At 45.7% G+C, this 20,870-nt stretch carries 18 protein-coding genes; 14 read left to right on the forward strand and 4 right to left on the reverse strand.

The features are described from left to right. Positions 1 to 8 precede the first annotated feature (8 nt). Both LVJ86_RS00195 and glmS read left to right on the forward strand, forming a co-directional pair. Complete coding sequence (locus tag LVJ86_RS00195; RefSeq protein ID WP_047760793.1) at positions 9 to 794, forward strand: hypothetical protein; 786 nt, start codon at positions 9 to 11, stop codon at positions 792 to 794. Positions 795 to 864: 70 nt separating this feature from the next. After that, the gene (gene glmS, locus LVJ86_RS00200; RefSeq protein ID WP_047760794.1) at positions 865 to 2,703 is read left to right on the forward strand and encodes a glutamine--fructose-6-phosphate transaminase (isomerizing); all 1,839 of its coding nucleotides are present in this window, start codon (positions 865 to 867) and stop codon (positions 2,701 to 2,703) included. Positions 2,704 to 2,822: 119 nt separating this feature from the next. Here the strand turns inward: glmS and LVJ86_RS00205 are convergent, their stop codons facing one another. From LVJ86_RS00205 to LVJ86_RS00220, 4 genes are all read right to left on the reverse strand, one after another. After that, positions 2,823 to 4,517 carry a tetratricopeptide repeat protein gene (locus tag LVJ86_RS00205; RefSeq protein ID WP_047760795.1) on the reverse strand — a complete coding sequence of 565 codons (1,695 nt, stop codon included), beginning with the start codon at positions 4,515 to 4,517 and terminating at the stop codon, positions 2,823 to 2,825. A gap of 49 nt (positions 4,518 to 4,566) precedes the next feature. Continuing rightward, a complete protein-coding gene (gene polA / locus LVJ86_RS00210) occupies positions 4,567 to 7,350 on the reverse strand; it encodes a DNA polymerase I (protein ID WP_075968083.1) in 2,784 nt (927 codons plus the stop codon). Positions 7,351 to 7,466: 116 nt separating this feature from the next. Then, a complete protein-coding gene (locus LVJ86_RS00215; RefSeq protein WP_047760796.1) occupies positions 7,467 to 7,790 on the reverse strand; it encodes a GIY-YIG nuclease family protein in 324 nt (107 codons plus the stop codon). Next, positions 7,787 to 9,034, reverse strand: a complete 1,248-nt coding sequence (locus LVJ86_RS00220) for a BaiN/RdsA family NAD(P)/FAD-dependent oxidoreductase (RefSeq protein ID WP_047760797.1) — start codon at positions 9,032 to 9,034, stop codon at positions 7,787 to 7,789. The genes LVJ86_RS00215 and LVJ86_RS00220 overlap by 4 nt, the downstream gene beginning before the upstream one ends. A 176-nt stretch (positions 9,035 to 9,210) precedes the next feature. On the opposite strand from LVJ86_RS00220, the gene LVJ86_RS00225 reads away from it, so the two are divergent. From LVJ86_RS00225 to LVJ86_RS00280, 12 genes are all read left to right on the forward strand, one after another. Further along, positions 9,211 to 10,071: a ParB/RepB/Spo0J family partition protein gene (locus LVJ86_RS00225; protein WP_047760798.1), complete on the forward strand. Its 861-nt coding sequence runs from the start codon at positions 9,211 to 9,213 to the stop codon at positions 10,069 to 10,071. A 488-nt stretch (positions 10,072 to 10,559) separates the two neighbouring features. Then, the gene (locus tag LVJ86_RS00230; RefSeq protein WP_047760799.1) at positions 10,560 to 10,913 is read left to right on the forward strand and encodes an ATP synthase subunit I; all 354 of its coding nucleotides are present in this window, start codon (positions 10,560 to 10,562) and stop codon (positions 10,911 to 10,913) included. Continuing rightward, positions 10,903 to 11,769: a F0F1 ATP synthase subunit A gene (gene atpB / locus LVJ86_RS00235; protein ID WP_047760800.1), complete on the forward strand. Its 867-nt coding sequence runs from the start codon at positions 10,903 to 10,905 to the stop codon at positions 11,767 to 11,769. The genes LVJ86_RS00230 and atpB overlap by 11 nt, the downstream gene beginning before the upstream one ends. Before the next feature lie 89 nt (positions 11,770 to 11,858). After that, the gene (gene atpE, locus LVJ86_RS00240; protein ID WP_004284425.1) at positions 11,859 to 12,092 is read left to right on the forward strand and encodes a F0F1 ATP synthase subunit C; all 234 of its coding nucleotides are present in this window, start codon (positions 11,859 to 11,861) and stop codon (positions 12,090 to 12,092) included. 74 nt (positions 12,093 to 12,166) lie between these two features. After that, complete coding sequence (locus LVJ86_RS00245; protein ID WP_047760801.1) at positions 12,167 to 12,637, forward strand: F0F1 ATP synthase subunit B; 471 nt, start codon at positions 12,167 to 12,169, stop codon at positions 12,635 to 12,637. Between the two features lie 4 nt (positions 12,638 to 12,641). After that, on the forward strand, positions 12,642 to 13,175 hold the full coding sequence (locus LVJ86_RS00250) for a F0F1 ATP synthase subunit delta (RefSeq protein WP_047760802.1): 534 nt from the start codon (positions 12,642 to 12,644) through the stop codon (positions 13,173 to 13,175). A 10-nt stretch (positions 13,176 to 13,185) separates the two neighbouring features. Then, the gene (atpA, locus tag LVJ86_RS00255; RefSeq protein WP_047760803.1) at positions 13,186 to 14,733 is read left to right on the forward strand and encodes a F0F1 ATP synthase subunit alpha; all 1,548 of its coding nucleotides are present in this window, start codon (positions 13,186 to 13,188) and stop codon (positions 14,731 to 14,733) included. A 24-nt stretch (positions 14,734 to 14,757) separates the two neighbouring features. After that, on the forward strand, positions 14,758 to 15,633 hold the full coding sequence (atpG, locus tag LVJ86_RS00260) for a F0F1 ATP synthase subunit gamma (protein WP_047760804.1): 876 nt from the start codon (positions 14,758 to 14,760) through the stop codon (positions 15,631 to 15,633). Positions 15,634 to 15,666: 33 nt separating this feature from the next. Further along, on the forward strand, positions 15,667 to 17,064 hold the full coding sequence (gene atpD, locus LVJ86_RS00265) for a F0F1 ATP synthase subunit beta (protein WP_047760805.1): 1,398 nt from the start codon (positions 15,667 to 15,669) through the stop codon (positions 17,062 to 17,064). 10 nt (positions 17,065 to 17,074) lie between these two features. Next, on the forward strand, positions 17,075 to 17,500 hold the full coding sequence (locus LVJ86_RS00270; protein ID WP_047760806.1) for a F0F1 ATP synthase subunit epsilon: 426 nt from the start codon (positions 17,075 to 17,077) through the stop codon (positions 17,498 to 17,500). An 849-nt stretch (positions 17,501 to 18,349) separates the two neighbouring features. Then, complete coding sequence (locus LVJ86_RS00275; RefSeq protein ID WP_047760807.1) at positions 18,350 to 19,417, forward strand: LacI family DNA-binding transcriptional regulator; 1,068 nt, start codon at positions 18,350 to 18,352, stop codon at positions 19,415 to 19,417. Positions 19,418 to 19,478: 61 nt separating this feature from the next. Continuing rightward, positions 19,479 to 20,792, forward strand: coding sequence for an MFS transporter (locus LVJ86_RS00280; protein ID WP_047760808.1), 1,314 nt, complete (start codon positions 19,479 to 19,481; stop codon positions 20,790 to 20,792). Positions 20,793 to 20,870 lie beyond the last annotated feature (78 nt).

Below are 20,870 nucleotides of genomic sequence, written 5' to 3' on the forward strand. Positions count from 1 at the left end.
TGAAAAATATGGATACAATTCAAAACTTTGATAATAAAAAATATATAGATGTTCGTGATAGGTTAGTCGAGAAGAATGAAGCATTTATTAATAATATTTATTTGGATATTTATGGTCTTCCTACAGCTGGAATAGGGGTATTGCTGGTTGAACGACAAAAGGATAGAAGTTGGGAGTTAAATTATTCTCGAGTTAATCTACTAGCGGATATAACAAACTTATCGGATAGTGATCGGGAAAATTTAATTGCAACTTTAGAAAAGTATACAGATGTATTAGATAAACATAAAGATGAAAAATTTCAGAATCTAGCAGCTTTCAAAAAATCTAAATTTGGGCAAGAGGCCCAATCTGTATTAGGAGATATATCTTTTAACAAGGAAACTTATTCATGGGATATTTTAACTTCTTCTCATAGCGTTATGCAGTTTACAATGACTCATGAACAAACGTTGAAATTATATAATGGCATCTCTTCTGAGTATAAGAACAGACTAAATAGACTGTTAAGAGAGAAAAATTGCCCAGCTGAAGCATTATCTGAAGAACAACGTGCTAGTTTATATTCAATGATTTACCATGGTTCTCGAGGTAAAGCAGGGAAGTTGGCTGATGCTGTTGGGGATTATTGGCGAGGGGAAATTTCTGAAGAAAATTTACGAGCAAGAATTAAAAGAGATGGCATGGATACTAAATTTCCAGAACGTTCTAAAAGAGATGCAACGGGAAGTTTCGGAGAGAAGTTTCGGAGATCGCTCTTTCTGTTAAGCTTAAAGAACTGTTTAAAAAACTGATAACTATGCCCCATGCCGTCTGAAAGTCAGCGGTGTGGATTTTTAACCAATCTGATACTAAGGAACTTTTATGTGCGGTATCGTAGGTGCTATTCGTGCCAACCACAACGTTGTGGACTTTTTAACAGACGGTTTGAAACGTCTTGAATATCGGGGTTACGACTCTTCCGGCATTGCTGTGCAAACCGGCGAAAAAATCACCCGAGTGCGCCGTGTAGGTCGTGTGCAGTTGATGGAAGACGCAGCGCGTGCCAAAGGCGTACACGGTCATATGGGTATCGGTCATACCCGTTGGGCAACCCACGGCGGTGTAACCGAACCTAATGCCCACCCGCATATTTCAGGCGGCCTGATTGCCGTGGTGCATAACGGCATTATCGAAAACTTCGAAGAAGAGCGTATCCGTCTGCAAGGCTTGGGCTATGAATTTGAATCGCAAACCGATACCGAAGTAATTGCCCACAGCGTAAAGCACGAATATCAAAATAACGGCGGTGATTTGTTCGAAGCTGTTAAATCTGCCTGCGCCCGTTTCCACGGAGCTTATGCCATCGGCGTGATTGCCAACGACAACCACGAAGAAATGGTTGTGGCGCGTATGGGTTGCCCGTTGCTGGTTGCATTGGGCGACCAAGAAACCTTTATCGCATCTGATGTATCCGCAGTAATTGCCTTTACCCGCAATATCGCTTATTTGGAAGACGGCGATATCGCCATTCTGACTGCCGGCGGTATCAAAAAACTGATTGATAAAAACGGCAATCCTGCCGAACGCAAAGTAAAAGTATCCGAGCTTTCGCTGGCTTCGTTGGAGCTTGGCCCATACAGCCATTTCATGCAAAAAGAAATTCATGAACAGCCTAAAGCGATTGCGGATACTGCCGAAGTATTTATCGATGGCGGCTTTAATCCTGAAAACTTCGGCGAAAAAGCCCGCGAAGTATTCGAAGATATCGACAGCATCAAAATCTTAGCCTGCGGTACTTCTTACTATTCCGCGCTTACCAGTAAATATTGGCTTGAATCCATTGCTAAAATCCCGACAGATGTTGAGATTGCCAGCGAATACCGCTACCGTGATGTGATAGCCAACCCCAAACAGCTGATTATCACCATTTCCCAATCCGGCGAAACACTGGATACCATGGAGGCGTTGAAATACGCCCAATCTCTCGGCCATAAGCACAGCTTGTCGATTTGTAACGTCATGGAATCCGCCCTGCCGCGAGAAAGCGAACTGGTGCTTTATACCCGCGCCGGTGCGGAAATCGGTGTGGCTTCTACCAAAGCCTTTACCACCCAATTGGTCGTATTATTCGGTTTGGCCGTTACCTTGGCGAAGCTGCGCGGTTTTGTTGGAGAAGAGCAGGAAAACCGTTTCCGCGAAGAGCTGCGCCTGTTGCCGGGCAGTATCCAGCACGTGCTGAATCTTGAGCCGCAAATCGCCGCATGGTCGCAAAAATTCGCCAAGAAAACCAGCGCGTTGTTCCTCGGTCGCGGTATCCATTATCCGATTGCCCTCGAAGGCGCATTGAAACTGAAAGAAATCACCTATATTCATGCAGAAGCCTATCCCGCAGGCGAGCTGAAACACGGCCCGCTGGCTTTGGTAGATGAAAATATGCCGATTGTGGTGATTGCCCCCAACGACAGCCTGTTGGACAAAGTAAAAGCCAACATGCAGGAAGTAGGCGCGCGCGGCGGTGAATTGTTTGTATTTACCGATCTCGACAGTAATTTCACCGGCAGCGAAAGCGTACATGTAATCCGTACCCCGCGCCATGCCGGCGTGTTGTCGCCCATCGTTCACACAATCCCCGTGCAGTTGCTGTCTTACCATGCCGCTTTGGTTCGTGGAACTGATGTCGACAAACCGCGTAATTTGGCTAAATCGGTTACGGTGGAATAATACTTTTATTAAACTGTGAGTAATTGATTAATAGAAAATGCCGTCTGAAAATTTTTCAGACGGCATTTATTTTAATATTATGAAATATGGAGAAAATTTTAAGTATTTATATATAAAGGCTAATCAGGTTTGTATGGAGGATTGGCATTAATAGGCAATGAAGAATGCGACACCTTCACCTTAGGCCAACGTTTTTTCATATGGTAGCGAAATACCTCTACTTTATTTTTGCTGTTTGTTTTTTCGAAATTTACACCCAATATCACCTCGCTAACCATATTGCATATTTCGGCGTATGGCATATAAACCGAATTGGTATTTGAACAATATTCAAGCTCAGAATCGCCAAGCTTAGTAATAGTTAAAAGCCTAAACTCTTCCTCATCCCGAAAAGCAAAATCTTTAAAAAGATAGCGTATATATTCTAAACTTTTCTTTTCTTCTATTAATAAATTATTTTTTCTAATATATTCAATTAAATCATGTAGCCCCTTTTGCAGCTTTTCTAATCTGATTTTGTGCCAAGTGTCGCTACTACCAATACATTGCAAATAAATACCAAAATTTTTTTGGTTGCTTTTTAACTTAAAATGATATTTATATTTTTTTATATATTCATCTAGATATTCATCTAAATAGGCAATATACGCCACTTGATAGAGAGGAAAATCAGATTTATTTTTTTTCAGATTATTTATTTTTGTATTTTCATTATAAAATCCACCATTTTTTAATAACTTGTAAGCCATACTAATATCAGAATTGACTAGCCATTTGCCGTCTTTATTAAATACCAAACAGCAGCCGGATGCTTCTACGCCGTCTTCTTTACCATACAGGCGGAATTGGTTTAAATCATTAATGCGGCTGGTAAAACAGCTGAAAAAAGCATTATTATAAGCATTGAAATCGGTTTTATTCTGTAAATCCAAATCATGCAAACTAAGTAATTCAAATAAACTCTTTCCTTCCATGGGATCATTCATATAGCTGGCACTGCCCATACGCATTTTGCTGATCTGTTTTGGTTTCTTATGATTCTCTTTATTTAAATCAAAACTTAAACCGAATAGCAAACTACATACTTTAGGACTAGCGTAATGTGCTAACGGTATCTCACCTAGCTCAGAGGGAGTAATATATAAGGTAGCCAAAATGGTAGTAATATACCTTTCCATTTTTGATAGCTTTTTATTTGTGGCCGTATCAATCTCTAATTTTTTAGCAATTAAAGATTCTTTTAAAGAAAAATATTTTTGAAAAATTTTTTCTGAACACTTGCCGGATTTTTCCATCTGATTAGCCAGTTCAAAATAACACAGCCCACGCCAAAATAGTGCAATCTGTTGCTCTTCAATTTTCTTCTGTTCATCCGTCAGTTGGCTCGCCAGTTCCAGCTCTTCTTTATGGTGTTTAATGGCTTTCTTAAACCAGCTCTGAGCCTGAGTTTCATCGCCGGTTTGCAGCGCTTTTTCTAAATAACACTGCCCAAGCCAATGTTGTGCATTCCCTTGCTCTTCAATTTTCTTCTGTTCATCCGTCAGTTGGCTCGCCAGTTTCAGCTGTTCTTCATGGTGGTTAATCGCTTCATCAAACCAGCTTTGAGTCTGAGCTTCATCGCCGGTTTGCAGAGCTTTTTCTAAATAACACCGCCCAAGCCAAAATTGGATATCACATTTTTGTTGGGTATCGTGAGGTTGATTGTTTTGGAGCAGGTTATATGCTTCATCAAGGCTTGAAATCGCATCATCATATTGATTTTTATTAAATAACTTTTTACCTTCTGCGATAAGGGCTCGTATCGTTTTCTCCATTAATTAAACCTTTCTAAATTATTTTTAGTTACTTTTAGATTCATGATGCTTAATGCGCCTCTTCCCAATTCACACCCATACCCACTTCCGCTACCAGCGGCACGTTCAGCACGCCGTCTGCCACGGCGGCCATAACTTCGGGTAGCAGAGTTTGGATTTTCGGCCATTCGGCTTCGGGCACTTCCAGCACCAGTTCGTCATGCACTTGCATAATCAGTTTGCTTTGCAGGCCTTCTGAATGCAGGCGTTCGGAAACGGCGATCATGGCGCGTTTGATCAGGTCGGATGCGGTGCCTTGCATGGGGGCGTTGATGGCGGCGCGTTCGGCTCCGGCGCGTTGGTTGGCGTTGGCGGCACGGATATCGGGCAAATACAGGCGGCGGCCGAATAGGGTTTCAACGTAACCTTGTGCGGCGGCTTGCTCTTTAGTGCGCTGCATGTACTCGGCCACACCCGGGTAGCGGGCGAAATAGCGGTCGATAAAGTTTTTGGCCGACAGGTTGTCGATGCCCAGCGATTTGGCCAAGCCGTATTGCCCCATGCCGTAAATCAGGCCGAAGTTGATGGTTTTGGCGTAGCGGCGTTGGTCGCTGCCCACTTGCTCGGGAGCGATGCCGAACACTTCGGCTGCGGTGCGGCGGTGAACGTCTTCGCCGTTTTGGAACGCGGCAAGCAAGGTTTTGTCACCGCTCAAATGCGCCATAATGCGCAGCTCGATTTGCGAGTAGTCGGCGGAAACAATGACGCTGCCGGCGGGTGCGATAAAGGCACGGCGGACGCGGCGGCCTTCTTCGGTGCGGATAGGGATGTTTTGCAGGTTGGGATTGTTGCTGGCCAGCCGCCCGGTAATCGCTACGGCTTGGGCGTAGGTGGTGTGTACGCGGCCGGTTTGGGGATTGATCATTTCGGGCAGCTTGTCGGTGTAGGTGGATTTGAGTTTGGCTAAGCTGCGGGTTTGTAGAATGATATTCGGTAACGGATAGTCGGGGGCGAGTGTTTCAAGCACGGCCTCGTTGGTGGAAATGCCGCCCGATGCGGTTTTCTTCAGTCCTTTGGTGGGAATGCCCATTTTATCGAACAGGATTTCTTGCAGTTGTTTGGGCGAATTGAGGTTGAAGGGCTGCCCGGCAATCGCATAGGCTTGCTGTTCCAAATCAAGCAGTTCGCGCCCCAATTCGTGGCTTTGGCGCGCCAGTTCGTCTTTGTCGAGCAAAACGCCGTTGCGCTCCATTTCAAATAATACTTGGGCGACGGGCAGCTCCATTTGTTCGTACATTTCAAGCTGTTTGGCGTCCATTTGCGCTTTCAGATGGCTTTCGATACGCAGGGCGAAATCGGCATCTTGGGCGGCGTATTCGGTGGCTTGCGGCAATGCCACGTCGGCAAAGCTGATTTGTTTGGCGCCTTTTCCGCATAGGGATTCATAGGTAATGGTGTGTAGGCCGAGCCAGCGTTCTGCCAATTCGTCCAAACCGTGTCCCAAATGGCTTTCGATAATATAAGAAGCCAGCATGGCGTCGCCGGCAATGCCGTTTAGGGCAATGCCGTAGTTGGCGAAAACGTGTTGGTCGTATTTGAGGTTTTGGCCGATTTTTTTCAGTGCGGCATTTTCCAAATACGGTTTCAGACGGCTTAAGGTGGTTTGTAAATCAAGCTGTTCTGGAGCGGCGGTAGGCGTGTGCCCGAGCGGGATATAAACGGCTTCGCCTGCGGCAAAGGCCATGCTGATGCCGACCAATTGCGCTTCCATCGGGTTGAGGCTGGTGGTTTCTGTATCGATGCCGATAGTATCCGCTTGTTCCAGTTTGTTTAGTAACGCTGCCAGTTGGGCTTCGGTGGTAATGGCTTGGTAATCAAGGTTTGAGGGGGCGGCGGCTTTTTCGGGCTGCGTATCGGTTGGTGCCAATGCTGCTTGTGCGGCTTGTTCGCCGATTTCGGCGCTGCCGAACAAATCGCCGTTGCCTTCGTGCATACGCTCCTCGGCTTCTTTCAGCCAAGTGCGGAAGTTAAGGCGCTTGAATTCAACCGCCAATTGTGACCAGCGCGGACTTTTGCGGTGTAGGCTGTGCAAGCCTTCGGGCAGTTCGCTGTGCAAGTCGATATCGGTTTTAATGGTAACCAATTCATAGGAAAGCGGTAATTGCGGTAGGGCTGCTTGCAGGTTTTCGCCTACCTTGCCTTTGATTGCTGCGGCGTTTTCCATCACACTTTGCAAGGTGCCGTAGGCTTCCAGCCATTTCACCGCGGTTTTGGGGCCGCATTTTTCTACGCCGGGCACGTTATCGACCTTGTCGCCCATCAAGGCCAGATAATCGCGGATTTGTGCGGGGGTAACGCCGAATTTGTTTTTCACGCCTTCGATATCCAGTGTTTCGTTGCTCATGGTATTCACCAGCGTGATGCGTTCGGATACCAATTGCGCCATGTCTTTATCACCGGTGGACACCACCACTTGCCAGCCTTCGGCCTCGCCTTGTCGCGCCAAGGTGCCGATAACGTCGTCTGCCTCTACATTGGGTACGACCAATACCGGCCAGCCCATCAGGCGTACCAATTCGGGCAGCATTTCGGCTTGCGGGCGTAATTCGTCGGGCATGGGCGGGCGGGTGGCTTTGTAGTCGGGGTATAGATCGTGGCGGAAGTTTTTACCTTTGGCATCAAATACGCAGCAGGCATGGCTGTGGGGGTAATCGGCACGCAAGCGGCGAAGCATATTCAATACGCCGTAGAGCGCACCTGTGGGTGTACCGTCGGGTGCGGTCAAAGGAGCCATGGCGTGAAAGGCGCGGTAAAGATAGGAAGAACCGTCAACGAGTAATAAGGTTTGAGACATGATATTTAGGCCGTCTGAATAATTTAAGATAGTTGTGATTATAAAGCAAAGGCCGTCTGAAACTTATTTTTCAGACGGCCTTAATATCGGATAGCGGAAAATAATAAAGGTTTATTTTATGAAGATAGAGTCAGTGGCAGATACTCCGGCAGACTATGCCACAGTATTCTTTTTTGTTCGGAGGTCAGTTTTTTAATGCGCGGTTCGAGGCGACAAGCTTCGTTGCGAGACAGGCTGCTATATACCAAGCGCATGGAAACAGGAGGGTTGATACGTGTGAAGCGTGCGCCTTTGCCGCTTAGGTGGGCGTTAAAGCGGGCGGCTGGGCGGTTGCTGATGCCGCAATACAATGCGCCGTTACGGCACAGCAGCAGGTAAACGCACCATTGTCCGCCGCTAGGTACCAGTATGGGCAGAGGGAGAGGGCGGATGTGGTTCATGCCGTAACGGATTCCGCCGCACAAACAGCCGATGCCCATGCCCATTGGAAGTTGTAACCGCCGAGCCAACCGGTGATATCAAGCACTTCGCCGATAAAATACAGATTGGGCTTCAGTTTGCTTTGCATGGTTTTGGGGTCGATCTCTTTCACATTTACGCCGCCGCGGGTGACTTCGGCTTTTTTGTGGCCGTCTGAACCGCTGGGACAAAGCTGCCAATTATTGAGGCTGCTGCCGAGCTGTTGCAATAGGTGGTTGGGTATATCTGCCCATTTGTGGGCGGAATATGGGGCGTAGTCGGGTTGTCGCAGCCAAAAATCGAGCAGGCGTTCGGGGAGATGGGGACAAAGTTGTTTAAGGGCGTTATTGAGTTGTATTTTTTGCCCGTGTTTGTTTTGGCAGAGTGTTACGGCTAAATCGATGTCGGGAGCTAGGTTGATACTGATTAGCTCTCCGGGTTGCCAGTAGCTGGAAATTTGTAAGATAGCCGGGCCACTGAGGCCTTTATGGCGAAATAGCAGGTCTTCGTCGAATGCTACGGTTTGTTTGCCGCTGCCGCTGCTGATGCGTACGGGCAGGGTAATACCGGCCATGGTGTGGTAGCCGAGTTGTTCCCAATGTTCAAAGCGTAAAGGTACGAGGGCGGCACGTGGTGTAATGATAGTGTGTCCGAATTGTTTGGCAATTTCGTAGCCCAAAGGAGTGGCGCCTACGGCAGGTGCGGCCAGTCCGCCCGTGGCGATAATGAGATTGCGGCTTTGGAACTGCCCTTTGCCGGTGCGGATGAGAAAATATTCTGTATCTGTTTCTGAAATAGTGGTGATGGTGTGGATGTCGCAGCCGGTATGCCAACTTACTTGTCCTGCGGCACATTCGTTTTGCAGCATGCGGATGATGTCTTGCGCACTGTGATCGCAGAACAGCTGGCCTTTGTGTTTTTCATGATAAGCGATGCCGTGTTTGTCGAGCAGGGCTATAAAGTCTTGGCTGGTGTAGCGAGAGAGCGCATGGCGTACGAAGCGCGGGTTTTCCGAAACAAAATATTGTGAACCGTCGTGTCCGTTCAGATTGCGGTTGGTAAAGTTGCAGCGGCCGCCTCCGGAAATGCGGATTTTTTCGCCGATTTTGGTAGCATGATCAAGTAAGGCTACGGTTTTACCGGTTTGACCGACATGTGCGGCGCACATCATGCCGGCAGCTCCGGCACCAATGATAACGGTATCAAAATGATAAGTGGAATTCATTATGGTTTCAGACGGCCTCAAGTGGGAAATGCTGAGAATAACAGCAGGCGTTGTGATTGCATAAACATTAATGCGATATTGTAATGGATGGTGTGTTCGGCAGGGTATCTTTATCGGTGTGGCGTTATTGGTTAGAATAAGAAAGATTTGAATATGCCGTCTGAAAAGGAACAAACATGGCAAAACCCAAAGGCGGCCTAGGTCGCGGTTTAGATTCTTTATTGGCAAACAGTATAGATGGTGGTGAGGGTGACCGCCTGACCAGCGTGGCTATCGGAGATATCCAACCGGGGCGCTACCAACCCCGTGTGCAAATGGATAATGAGGCTTTGGAGGAGTTGGCCGAGTCGATTAAGGCGCAAGGTGTGATTCAGCCGGTTATTGTGCGAGAACGCGGATTATCCCAATACGAATTGATTGCAGGCGAGCGGCGTTGGCGGGCCAGCCAACTGGCTGGATTGACGGAAATACCGGTCGTTATCAAAACGATTGATGACGAAGCGGCTTTGGCCATGGGTTTGATTGAAAACCTGCAACGTGAAAACCTAAACCCGATTGAAGAAGCCCGCGGTTTGAAACGCTTAGCCGATGAGTTTAGTTTAACGCATGAAACAATAGCTAAGGCCGTTGGAAAAAGCCGTAGTGCAATTTCCAATAGTTTGCGCTTACTGAGCTTGCCCGAACCTGTACAGGATATGCTTTACCAGCGCCGTTTGGAAATGGGGCATGCTCGTGCATTACTTACTTTGCCGGTAGTCGAGCAATTGGCCTTGGCACATAAAACGGTGAAAAACGGGTGGTCTGTACGAGAAGTGGAGCGTCGCAGCCAAATGGTGCAGCAGGCTAAAAAAAGCGATGTGCCTAAAAATATACACCCTGATATTCGCCGCTTGAACGAGCGTTTAACCGAAAGTTTGGGCGTAAACGCTGAAATCCAAACCAGCAATCAGAAAAAAGGCAAAATTATCTTGCACTTTGATTCACCGGAAACATTAGAGGCCCTGTTGAGAAGTTTGGGTGTGGATAGTAGTTTTTAATAAACTTTTAATAATTTCATTAGCTATTTACTATTGATAAGGCTGCTTTGGGGGCAGCCTTATTGATTGGCAGTCATATAAAGCGCCAATTTGAGCCCGAGGCCGCTACCTTTATGAGATATGTAGTGGTAAGTGCAATCGGGTTAGGCTTATATTTTGTAGTTGAATGTAGTTTATTTGCCTGCCAGTATGTGATGATTTTACATAAGTCGGGTTTTACACCAAGTCTATATTTACATATTAACAAAAATTAGTAAAAGGCTTTGCCCTGTTTTTAGGATTGGTTTGGCAGCTTGAAAAACCGTTATATTACATATGGGCGAAGTGTAAATTCTTAGTTGGTAACGTATTTATGTGTTACTTTCGAACTTAGGTAAAATGTGTCGGATGCAAGAGATTATTTCACAAAGATTAACAAATTATCTTGACGCCTAAACCTATCTTGATTATAGTAGCCCCGCTTATTATTCTATGTAGCTGCGTGTTGTATGACGAAAATTTTAGGCTGGCAGTTAGCCGCTTTGGCAGTTGTGTCGGTATTAAGCGGATTAATTGAAGGGTGGACGGCGTTTTGGTCCGCTGCCGCAGGTGGTATATGCTATTTGATTCCTTCAGCAGTTACGGTGTTGATTTTAAAATTTCTTAAACCTTATCCAGAGCTTGCCGGTAAAGGTTTTATCATCGGAGAATTTTTAAAAATAGCACTGTCGGTAGTGATAATGTTGTTTGTGTTTGTCCTGTGGCATGAAAAATTAAATTTCATACCGTTTCTTCTGGGGCTGCTTATCGTCAGTCATGTGGTTTTTCTAGCATTTTTGAGAGTTCAACGTTATGGCAAGTGAATCTATTACCGCTGCCGACTACATCAAGCACCATTTGCAAAGCTTGACCAGTTTGTCGGATGTTACCCAGGGGCAAGGCCTGAAAAATATCGCCGATTTCTCGTATATCAATATAGATTCGGTATTTTTTGCACTTGTGCTGGGTATTTTGGGTTCTTTCTTCTTATGGCGCGGTGCAAAAAAAGCGACGGCAGGTGTACCGGGGCGTTTTCAGGCTGCGGTTGAAATCCTATTTGAATTTGTGGACGATATGTGCAAAAGCATCGTTCATAACGAACAATCTCGTAAAGCCGTAGCTCCGCTGGGTTTGACCGTATTCGTTTGGGTGTTCCTGATGAATGCCATGGACTTGTTGCCGGTTGATCTGCTGCCAATGACCTGGCAGGCGGTAACTGGTGATCATCATGCCTTATTGCGTGTTGTGCCGACGGCAGATCTTAACACTACTTTGGCTTTGGCTTTGGGTGTGTTGATCGTATGTATTTATTACAATGTTAAAATTAAAGGTTTTGGCGGTTGGATGCATGAAATGTTCAGCGCACCCTTCGGACCGAAATTAGGCCCGGCCAACTTTGTTTTGAATATTGTAGAGTTTTTCTCTAAAACCGTTTCACACGGCATGCGGCTTTTCGGCAATATGTATGCGGGCGAGCTGGTATTTATGCTGATTGCTTTGTTAGGCGGTGCATGGGCTGCATCGGGCAGTATCGGTGTCTTAGATCCGATTATGTTTGTATTCCATATTATCGCCGGTTTGATTTGGGCTATTTTCCATATTTTGGTAATTACCCTTCAAGCGTTTATTTTCATGGCCTTGGCATTCGTTTATATCGGCCAGGCACATGACGCGCACTAAAGTATTTTTAATTGAAATTTAGAGTAGTTTTAAAGTAAGTAGTTTTTTTCAACGTAGTTTAACCTTTGTTTTTTTTAAGGAGTTTTAAAATGGGTTTGATTGCTATCGCATGTGGTTTGATCGTAGCTTTGGGTGCTTTGGGCGCTTCAATCGGTATCGCTATGGTTGGTTCTAAATATTTGGAATCTTCTGCCCGTCAACCTGAATTGATTGGCCCGTTGCAAACTAAATTGTTCTTGATCGCCGGTTTGATCGATGCTGCATTCTTGATCGGTGTGGCTATTGCTCTGCTGTTCGCCTTCGTTAACCCGTTTGCAGGCTAATCCGAACGCGACTTTGTTTCGATACAGGCGAAACACCGTTTGTTTGATTAACCCTAATACGAAGGTTAAGTAAAGTGAATTTAAATGCAACCTTATTTGCGCAGTTAATCGTCTTTTTCGGTTTGGTGTGGTTCACTATGAAATTTGTGTGGCCTCCGATCGCAAAAGCGTTGGATGAGCGCGCCGATAAAATCGCCGAAGGTTTGGCAGCCGCCGAACGTGGTAAAAGTGATTTTGAACAGGCAGAAAAGAAAGTTGCAGAACTCTTGGCCGACGGTCGCAATCAAGTATCCGAAATGGTTACTAATGCGGAAAAACGTGCAGCTCAAATCGTAGAAGAGGCAAAAAGCCAAGCTGCGGCAGAGGCTGCCCGTATTACGGCACAAGCTAAAGCTGATGTGGAGCAAGAGGCTAATCGCGCCCGCGAAGCCTTGCGTGAACAAGTTGCTGCTTTGGCGGTAAAAGGTGCTGAGTCTATTTTGCGTAGCGAGGTGGATGCCAATAAGCATGCGCAAATGCTCAACTCCCTGAAACAGGAGCTGTAATCTTATGGCAGAGTTCGCAACCATCGCCAGACCGTATGCAAAAGCATTATTCGGTTTGGCACAAGAGAAAAACCAAATCGAGTCTTGGTTGGGCGGACTTGAACAACTGGCAACAATCGTGCAGCAACCCAAAGTTGCCGCGCTGATTGAGCAACCCGAACAATCTTCTGCTGAAAAAGCCGCTACGCTGATTCAACTGGTAGGTATTACAGATACCGGCTTGGAAAATTTTTTAGCAGTATTGGCCGAGCAGAAGCGTCTTCAGGTTTTGCCTGAAATTTATGCACAATACCAAGACCTAACCCTGGCATTAAACCGAACCAAACGTGCTATTATTTATAGTGCCTACCCTTTGGAAGCACAGCAATTAGCCGAATTAACAGCTGATTTGCAGCAACGTTTCAATACGGCACTTGAGGTTGGCACGGAAGTTGATCCGGAGTTGATCGGCGGTGTGAAGGTGGAAATCGGTGACCAGGTGTTGGACTTGTCGCTGCAAGGCAAATTACAAGCTTTGTATGCGGCTATGACAAATTAGGAGAGTTTTCATGCAGCTTAATCCTGCTGAAATTAGCGATTTGATTAAAGCCAAAATCGAAAATTTATCAGTTGATGCAGAAGTCCGCACTCGCGGTACCGTTATTTCTGTAACTGATGGTATTGTTCGTATTTACGGCTTATCAGACGTTATGCAAGGTGAAATGCTCGAATTCCCCGGCAATACTTTCGGCTTAGCCATGAACTTGGAGCGTGACTCCGTAGGCGCCGTTATATTGGGTGAGTATGAGCATATTAAAGAGGGCGATACAGTAACTTGTACCGGTCGTATCTTGGAAGTACCAATCGGTCGTGAACTGGTTGGTCGCGTTGTCGACGCATTGGGTCGTCCCATTGACGGTAAAGGCCCGATCAATACAGCACAAACTGCCCCGATTGAGAAAATCGCCCCGGGTGTAATCGCGCGTCAGTCAGTAGACCAGCCGATGCAAACCGGTTTGAAAGCGATTGATTCTATGGTGCCTATTGGCCGTGGTCAACGTGAGTTGATCATTGGTGACCGTCAAACTGGTAAAACCGCTGTGGCACTGGATGCGATCGTTAACCAAAAAGGTACCGGTGTTGTATGTATTTATGTTGCTGTTGGCCAAAAAGCTTCTTCAATCGCAAACGTAGTGCGTAAGCTGGAAGAGCATGGTGCCATGGAGCATACAATTGTTGTTGCTGCTACTGCATCAGAAGCTGCGGCTTTGCAATTTATTGCACCTTATGCCGGCTGTACCATGGGAGAATTCTTCCGTGACCGTGGTGAAGATGCTTTGATTGTATATGATGACTTGTCTAAGCAAGCTGTCGCATATCGTCAAATTTCTCTATTGCTGCGTCGTCCTCCTGGCCGTGAAGCATACCCTGGTGACGTTTTCTATTTGCACAGCCGCTTGCTAGAGCGTGCAGCACGTATTAATGCTGACGAAGTAGAGAAATTGACCAATGGCGAAGTAAAAGGTAAAACAGGTTCATTGACTGCATTACCGATTATTGAAACGCAAGCCGGTGATGTATCTGCATTCGTGCCGACCAACGTGATTTCTATTACCGACGGCCAGATCTTTTTGGAAACCGACTTGTTTAACTCGGGTATTCGCCCCGCTATCAATGCAGGTATTTCCGTATCTCGCGTAGGTGGCGCTGCACAAACTAAAGTCATCAAAAAACTGGGTGGTGGTATCCGGTTGGCATTGGCTCAATACCGTGAGTTGGCGGCATTCTCGCAATTTGCATCGGATTTGGACGAAGCAACCCGCAAACAGCTTCAGCATGGTGAAGTAGTAACCGAACTTATGAAGCAAAAGCAATTCAGCACATTGAATACTGCTGAAATGGCTTTGACTTTGTGGGCAATTAACAATGGTTCATATGCAGACGTACCTGTATCTAAGGCGCTGGCATTTGAGCGTGAGTTCCTCAGTTACGTACGTACCCAGCTGCCTGCAGTATTAGATGCAATCAATGCTTCGGGTGCGATGTCTGATGACAATGAAAAAGCCCTGACCGAAGCCATGAAAACTTTCAAAGCTTCTTATAGCTACCAAGCCTAAGAGCATTGATGAAAGGAGTCTGAAATGGCAGTAGGAAAAGAGATTCTCACCAAAATCCGTAGTGTTCAAAATACCCAAAAGATCACTAAAGCGATGCAGATGGTGTCAACCTCTAAAATGCGGAAGACTCAAGAGCGGATGCGCTTGGCGCGTCCGTATGCTGAAAAAGTACGCTCGGTAATGGGTCATTTGGCCCAAACCGACTCCGATCACGGCATCAAGCTGTTGGCGCCGCGCAAAAGTGTTAAGCGCGCAGGTTTCATTCTTATTACGACCGATAAAGGTTTATGTGGTGGTTTGAATGCAAACGTGTTGAAGAAATTCTTAGGTAAAGTACAGGAATATCATCAACAAGGCGTTGAAGTAGAAGTCGTATGTTTGGGTAGCAAAGGTTTGGCTGCATGCCAGCGCATTGGTATGAATGTGATTGCCAGTGCAACCAATTTGGGTGATACGCCTAAGTTGGAAATGCTGGTGGGCCCGCTTACAGAAATCTTTCAACGTTACGAAGATGAAAAACTTGATGTTATTCATCTGGTTTACTCTGGCTTTGTAAATACAATGCGCCAAGAGCCTCGTATGGAAGTATTACTGCCTATTGGTGCCGAAACATTGGAAGAGGGCAGCCTCAGCAATGAGTATAAATGGGACTATCGTTTCGAGCCCAGTGCAAGCACTGTGTTGGAATATTTGGTCCGCCGTTATTTAGAGTCTGTGGTATATCAGGCATTGAGCGACAATATGGCTTCTGAGCAGGCCGCACGTATGGTGGCAATGAAAGCAGCTACTGATAATGCGGGCAATGCAATTAAAGAGTTGCGCTTGGTATACAATAAATCGCGGCAAGCTGCGATTACCACAGAGTTGTCAGAAATTGTGGCAGGTGCCGCCGCTGTTTAAGGCGGGGCCTTGCACTTAAAATAGGATACGATAATGAGCCAAGGCAAAATCGTACAAATCATCGGTGCGGTAGTTGACGTGGAGTTTCCTCGTGATGCAATTCCGCGCGTATACGATGCTCTGAAATTAGTAGAAGGTGATTTGACGCTCGAAGTCCAACAATTGTTGGGTGATGGTGTGGTACGTACCATTGCAATGGGTAGTTCAGACGGCTTGAAACGTGGCATGGCTGTTGCTAATACTGGTGCGCCGATCACTGTACCTGTAGGTAAAGCTACTTTGGGTCGTATTATGGATGTGCTGGGTAACCCTGTTGATGAAGCAGGCCCGGTAAATTCTGAAAGCAAACGCGCTATCCATCAGGCCGCACCAAAGTTTGATGAACTTTCAGCAGCAACCGAATTGCTGGAAACAGGTATTAAGGTAATTGACTTATTATGCCCCTTCGCCAAAGGTGGTAAAGTAGGTCTGTTTGGTGGTGCCGGTGTAGGCAAAACCGTAAATATGATGGAATTGATCAATAACATCGCCAAAGCGCACAGTGGTTTGTCTGTGTTTGCTGGTGTAGGTGAGCGTACCCGTGAAGGTAATGACTTCTACCATGAAATGAAAGATTCCAACGTATTGGATAAAGTGGCCATGGTTTACGGTCAGATGAACGAACCTCCGGGTAACCGCTTGCGTGTTGCATTGACAGGTTTGACGATGGCCGAATATTTCCGCGATGAAAAAGACGAAAACGGTAAAGGCCGCGACGTATTATTCTTCGTAGATAATATTTACCGTTATACTTTGGCCGGTACCGAGGTTTCCGCACTGTTGGGCCGTATGCCTTCAGCAGTAGGTTATCAACCGACTTTGGCTGAAGAAATGGGTCGCTTGCAAGAACGGATTACCTCTACTCAAACCGGTTCTATTACTTCTATCCAAGCTGTATATGTTCCTGCGGATGACTTGACCGACCCGTCGCCGGCAACTACATTTGCCCACCTAGATGCTACAGTAGTATTGAGCCGTGATATTGCTTCTTTGGGTATTTACCCTGCTGTAGATCCGCTGGATTCTACTTCTCGTCAGCTGGATCCGATGGTGTTGGGTCAAGAGCATTATGATGTGGCTCGCGGCGTTCAATCTACTTTGCAAAAATACAAAGAATTGCGCGATATCATTGCAATTCTGGGCATGGATGAGTTGTCTGATGAGGACAAATTAACCGTAATGCGTGCACGTAAGATCCAACGCTTCTTGTCGCAACCGTTCCACGTTGCAGAGGTGTTTACTGGTTCTCCGGGTAAATACGTTCCATTACGTGACACCATTGCTGGCTTTAAAGCTATTCTGAGCGGTGAGTACGACCACTTGCCAGAACAAGCCTTCTATATGGTTGGCGGTATCGAAGAAGCCGTAGAGAAAGCAAAAACCATAAACTAAGGAGGTCGGCATGAGCATCATGCAAGTTGAGGTGGTTAGTAACGAGCAAAATATTTTCTCGGGCGAGGCATCTTTCGTTGTAGTGCCTACCGTGACTGGCGAGCTCGGTATTTACCCGCGACATGAGCCGATCATGAGTTTAGTACGTCCGGGTACTTTGCGTCTAACAGTACCCGGTTCAGCAGAGGAAGTATTAGTTGCAGTTTCCGGGGGAGTTTTGGAAGTGCAACCGAATAGACTGACTGTGTTAGCCGACGTGGCTGTACGTACTGCAGAAATGGATCAAGCGCGCGCTGAAGAGGCGAAGAAAGCGGCTGAAGCCAATATTGCTAAAGCCCAAGATGATGAGTCTTTGGCGAAAGCGCATGCGGCATTAGCAGCAGCAATTGCCCAGTTAAAAACGCTTGATTATATTCGCTCACAGAAAAACAAATAGTTGTTTGTTGATAAAAAGCACGGTTTTTACCGTGCTTTTTTATTTGAGCACGATTGATCAACGATATTTCCGGTTATGATGAACAATAGTTTTTGAGCTGATTCGGATAGGTCATAAATGAAAATTGTCAGCTTGTTATAAATTGGTCTAAGTAAGCTTAGGCATAGAATGTTTTAGCTACCCTTATTGATTTATTAATTATCGTGTAAAAATTGGGTACGGAGCTCGCTTATTACTTGTAAGTCGTAGAACATCATAGGGCTTACTCGTATTATGTATATTTGTTTTTTGGTAGCTATGATTTATGTTGCGAATATATTTAATCATCTAATATCATGAATATAATTTTTATTAGTATTGATATAGGGGCAACCAATTAGACAATGTAATTATTAAGATATTAGGCATAAAATATTAAATACATTTGGATTGTTATATATTGATTGCCGTGGCCGTCTGGAATTTCCAGACGGCTTTTATTTTTAGAGGGAATTGCCTACAAAGATAAGGAGGGGTGCGGTGTACGATTTGTTGGTTGTATAGGTAATATCGATAATGTATAGCTTATATTTGCAAGTGTTTAGGTAATTTCAATGGTTTTTCGGAGGTTTTATTAAATTTTATTTTAATAAATGAAAATAGCTGTATTTTATAAATTCAGATTGATAATAAAGAAATAAGATAAATTATTTAATAAATAAATTAATTATCAATAGGTTATTTATTATTGAGAGTTATTTTTGGTAAGTGAAATATTTTTGAATTTTTTTAAATAATTATATGACACCGATGTCATTTTTGTGATACGCTGCTGTTAATCTTATTCAATATAACTAATAGCTCATAAAAATGGTTACGATTTATGATGTTGCGCGCTTGGCAGGTGTTTCTCCTAAAACTGTTAGCAGGGTATTAAATCAAGATGCTGCAGTGCGTGATAAGACGCAGGCGTCAGTACGCCGGGCCATGGTTGAGCTTGGCTATATTCCTTCTTCCGCCGCTCGAACAATGCGCTCTAAAAATTCAGGTTTGGTTGGTTTGATTACAGGTGCGATTTCAAGGCCGTCCGAGGAAATTACCTCTGGTGGTTTGCCGGATATGTTTTTGATACAGGGTGCCCAAAAAGTAATGGCGGCTGCAGGTAAAATATTGATGATTGCCGATACGGGCGGGAAATCGGAGCAAGTCGAGCACTTAATCCGTACTTTTTTACAGTATCGGGCAGAAGGCATACTTTATGTAGCCGGTTCACACCAAAGGGTAGACTTGCCGAAAATTTCAGGCAAGTACCCAATTGTTCTATTGAACTGCTTCGATGATGAGGGAACTCCAGCGGTGATTCCCGATGACCGTTACGGTCAGTATCTGTTGACGCGCGAATTGTTAAACCAAGGGCACCGCCGCATTGCGTATTTGACTTTGCCGCCGGATGTTGTTGCAACCCGTTTGCGGGTGGCCGGCTACGGTGATGCTTTGCTTGAGGCTGGTATCGGGTCAGATGAGAGCCTGATTGTGGCAGGTTATCCTGATGCACAAAACCGTAGTGAGGATTTGCAGGCGGCAATTGAACGTGTTTTGTCGCTTGCGGAACCGCCTACGGTATTGTGCTGTGGTAATGATGAGATGGCTTTGCGGGCCTACGGTATTTTGCGTACACGTGGTTTGAAAGTTCCCGAAGATATCTCAATCACAGGTTATGACGATCAGAAGTCGATTACCGAAATGTTATTTCCGCCGTTAACTACGGCGGAGTTGCCTTATGTGCAAATGGGGGAGCAGGCAGCTGCTTTATTGCTGCAGCAAATACAAACCGAGACACCGGGTGCAGTTGGGCCCGTAGCTGTAAGAGGATCGGTAGTATGGCGGTCTTCTGTATTACCGAATGCGAAAGGCGGTAGCAGAACCGTAAAAGGTTAGGTCGGCCCGTATACTGTACAAGCCGAACCAATGCTTCAAGCAATTTGAGGAGAGTTATAAAATGAGAATCGATCAACGCCTAAGCATGACGCTGCGGCAGATTATGTTGATGAACTTTGGTTTTTTCGGTATTCAATATAGTTTCGGCTTGCAACAGACGGCTATCACGCCGGTATTCAGTTTTTTAAATGCAGATCCGGGTTCTATTCCGCTACTTCATATGGCAGGGCCTGTAACGGGCTTGATTGTACAGCCGATTATCGGCGCACTTAGCGACCGTACTTGGATTAACGGCCTGGGGCGGCGGCGGCCTTATTTTCTTATTGGCGCGATAGGTTGCAGTTTGTGTCTGTTTTTCTATCCGCATGTTACCGCGTTGTGGATGGCGGTTTTGCTGCTGTGGATGTTGGATATCAGTAACAACACTGCAATGGAGCCTTACCGCGCCTTTATCGCCGATAAGCTGCCTGCAAACCAACAGCCGACCGGTTTTTTGATGCAGAGTGTATTTACCGGGCTTGGTATCACTTTGGCCAATGTTTCCCTATATTTTTTCCAACAATTTATCGGGGGAACGACGGAATCCGGTATTCCTTATTGGGTATTCGGTTCATTCTATGTCGGCGCGGTTTGCTCGATTGGTTCTATTTTGATTTCCGTATTCACAACACCGGAAAACAAGCCTAGTGAAGAAGAATTAGCAGCTATGCGAGCCAAACCGAAGGGATTATTACCCGCTGTCAAAGAGATTGGAACCGCTATCAAAGAAATGCCCAAACCTTTGTGGCAGTTGGCTTCTGTATATTTGTTCCAGTGGTATGCGATGTTTATTTACTGGCAATATGTAACCCACAGTATTGCCAAATCGGTGTGGGGCGCTTTGCCTTCTGATAAGGTACTGTACGAACAGGCTGTGGGGTGGACCGGGTTAGTAAACGGTTTTTACAACATTGTTACTTTTATTTCTGCATTCGGTTTGATGTGGCTGGCGCGCAAATATCCGGCTAAAGTCGTACATGCTTTTGCGATTTCTCTGGCTGGTGCCGCACTGCTTATCTTCCCGCACATTACCAACAAATATCTGTTGTTTATTCCGATGATAGGTTTTGGTATAGCGTGGGCAAGTATTATGGCCGTGCCTTTCCTGATCGCCGTGGCAGAAGTGCCGAAAGAGCGTTATGGCGTATATATGGGCATCATCAATATGATGATTGTAATTCCTATGCTGATTGAAACCGTTACCTTTGGGTGGATTTACCGTCATCTCCTTGGTACCAACCCCACAAATGCGTTGATGTTCGCCGGTGTGCTGATGCTGATTGCGGCTATGGTAACCATGACGATACAAACACGTCAGAAAGCTGCCGCTGCATAATATTTTTGTAGATAGATATAAACAGGCCGTCTGAAAATTAATTTTCAGACGGCCTTTATCTAAGGGTAAGTTAAATTA

Source organism: Neisseria arctica (assembly GCF_022870905.1).
Classification (GTDB): Bacteria; Pseudomonadota; Gammaproteobacteria; order Burkholderiales; family Neisseriaceae; genus Neisseria; species Neisseria arctica.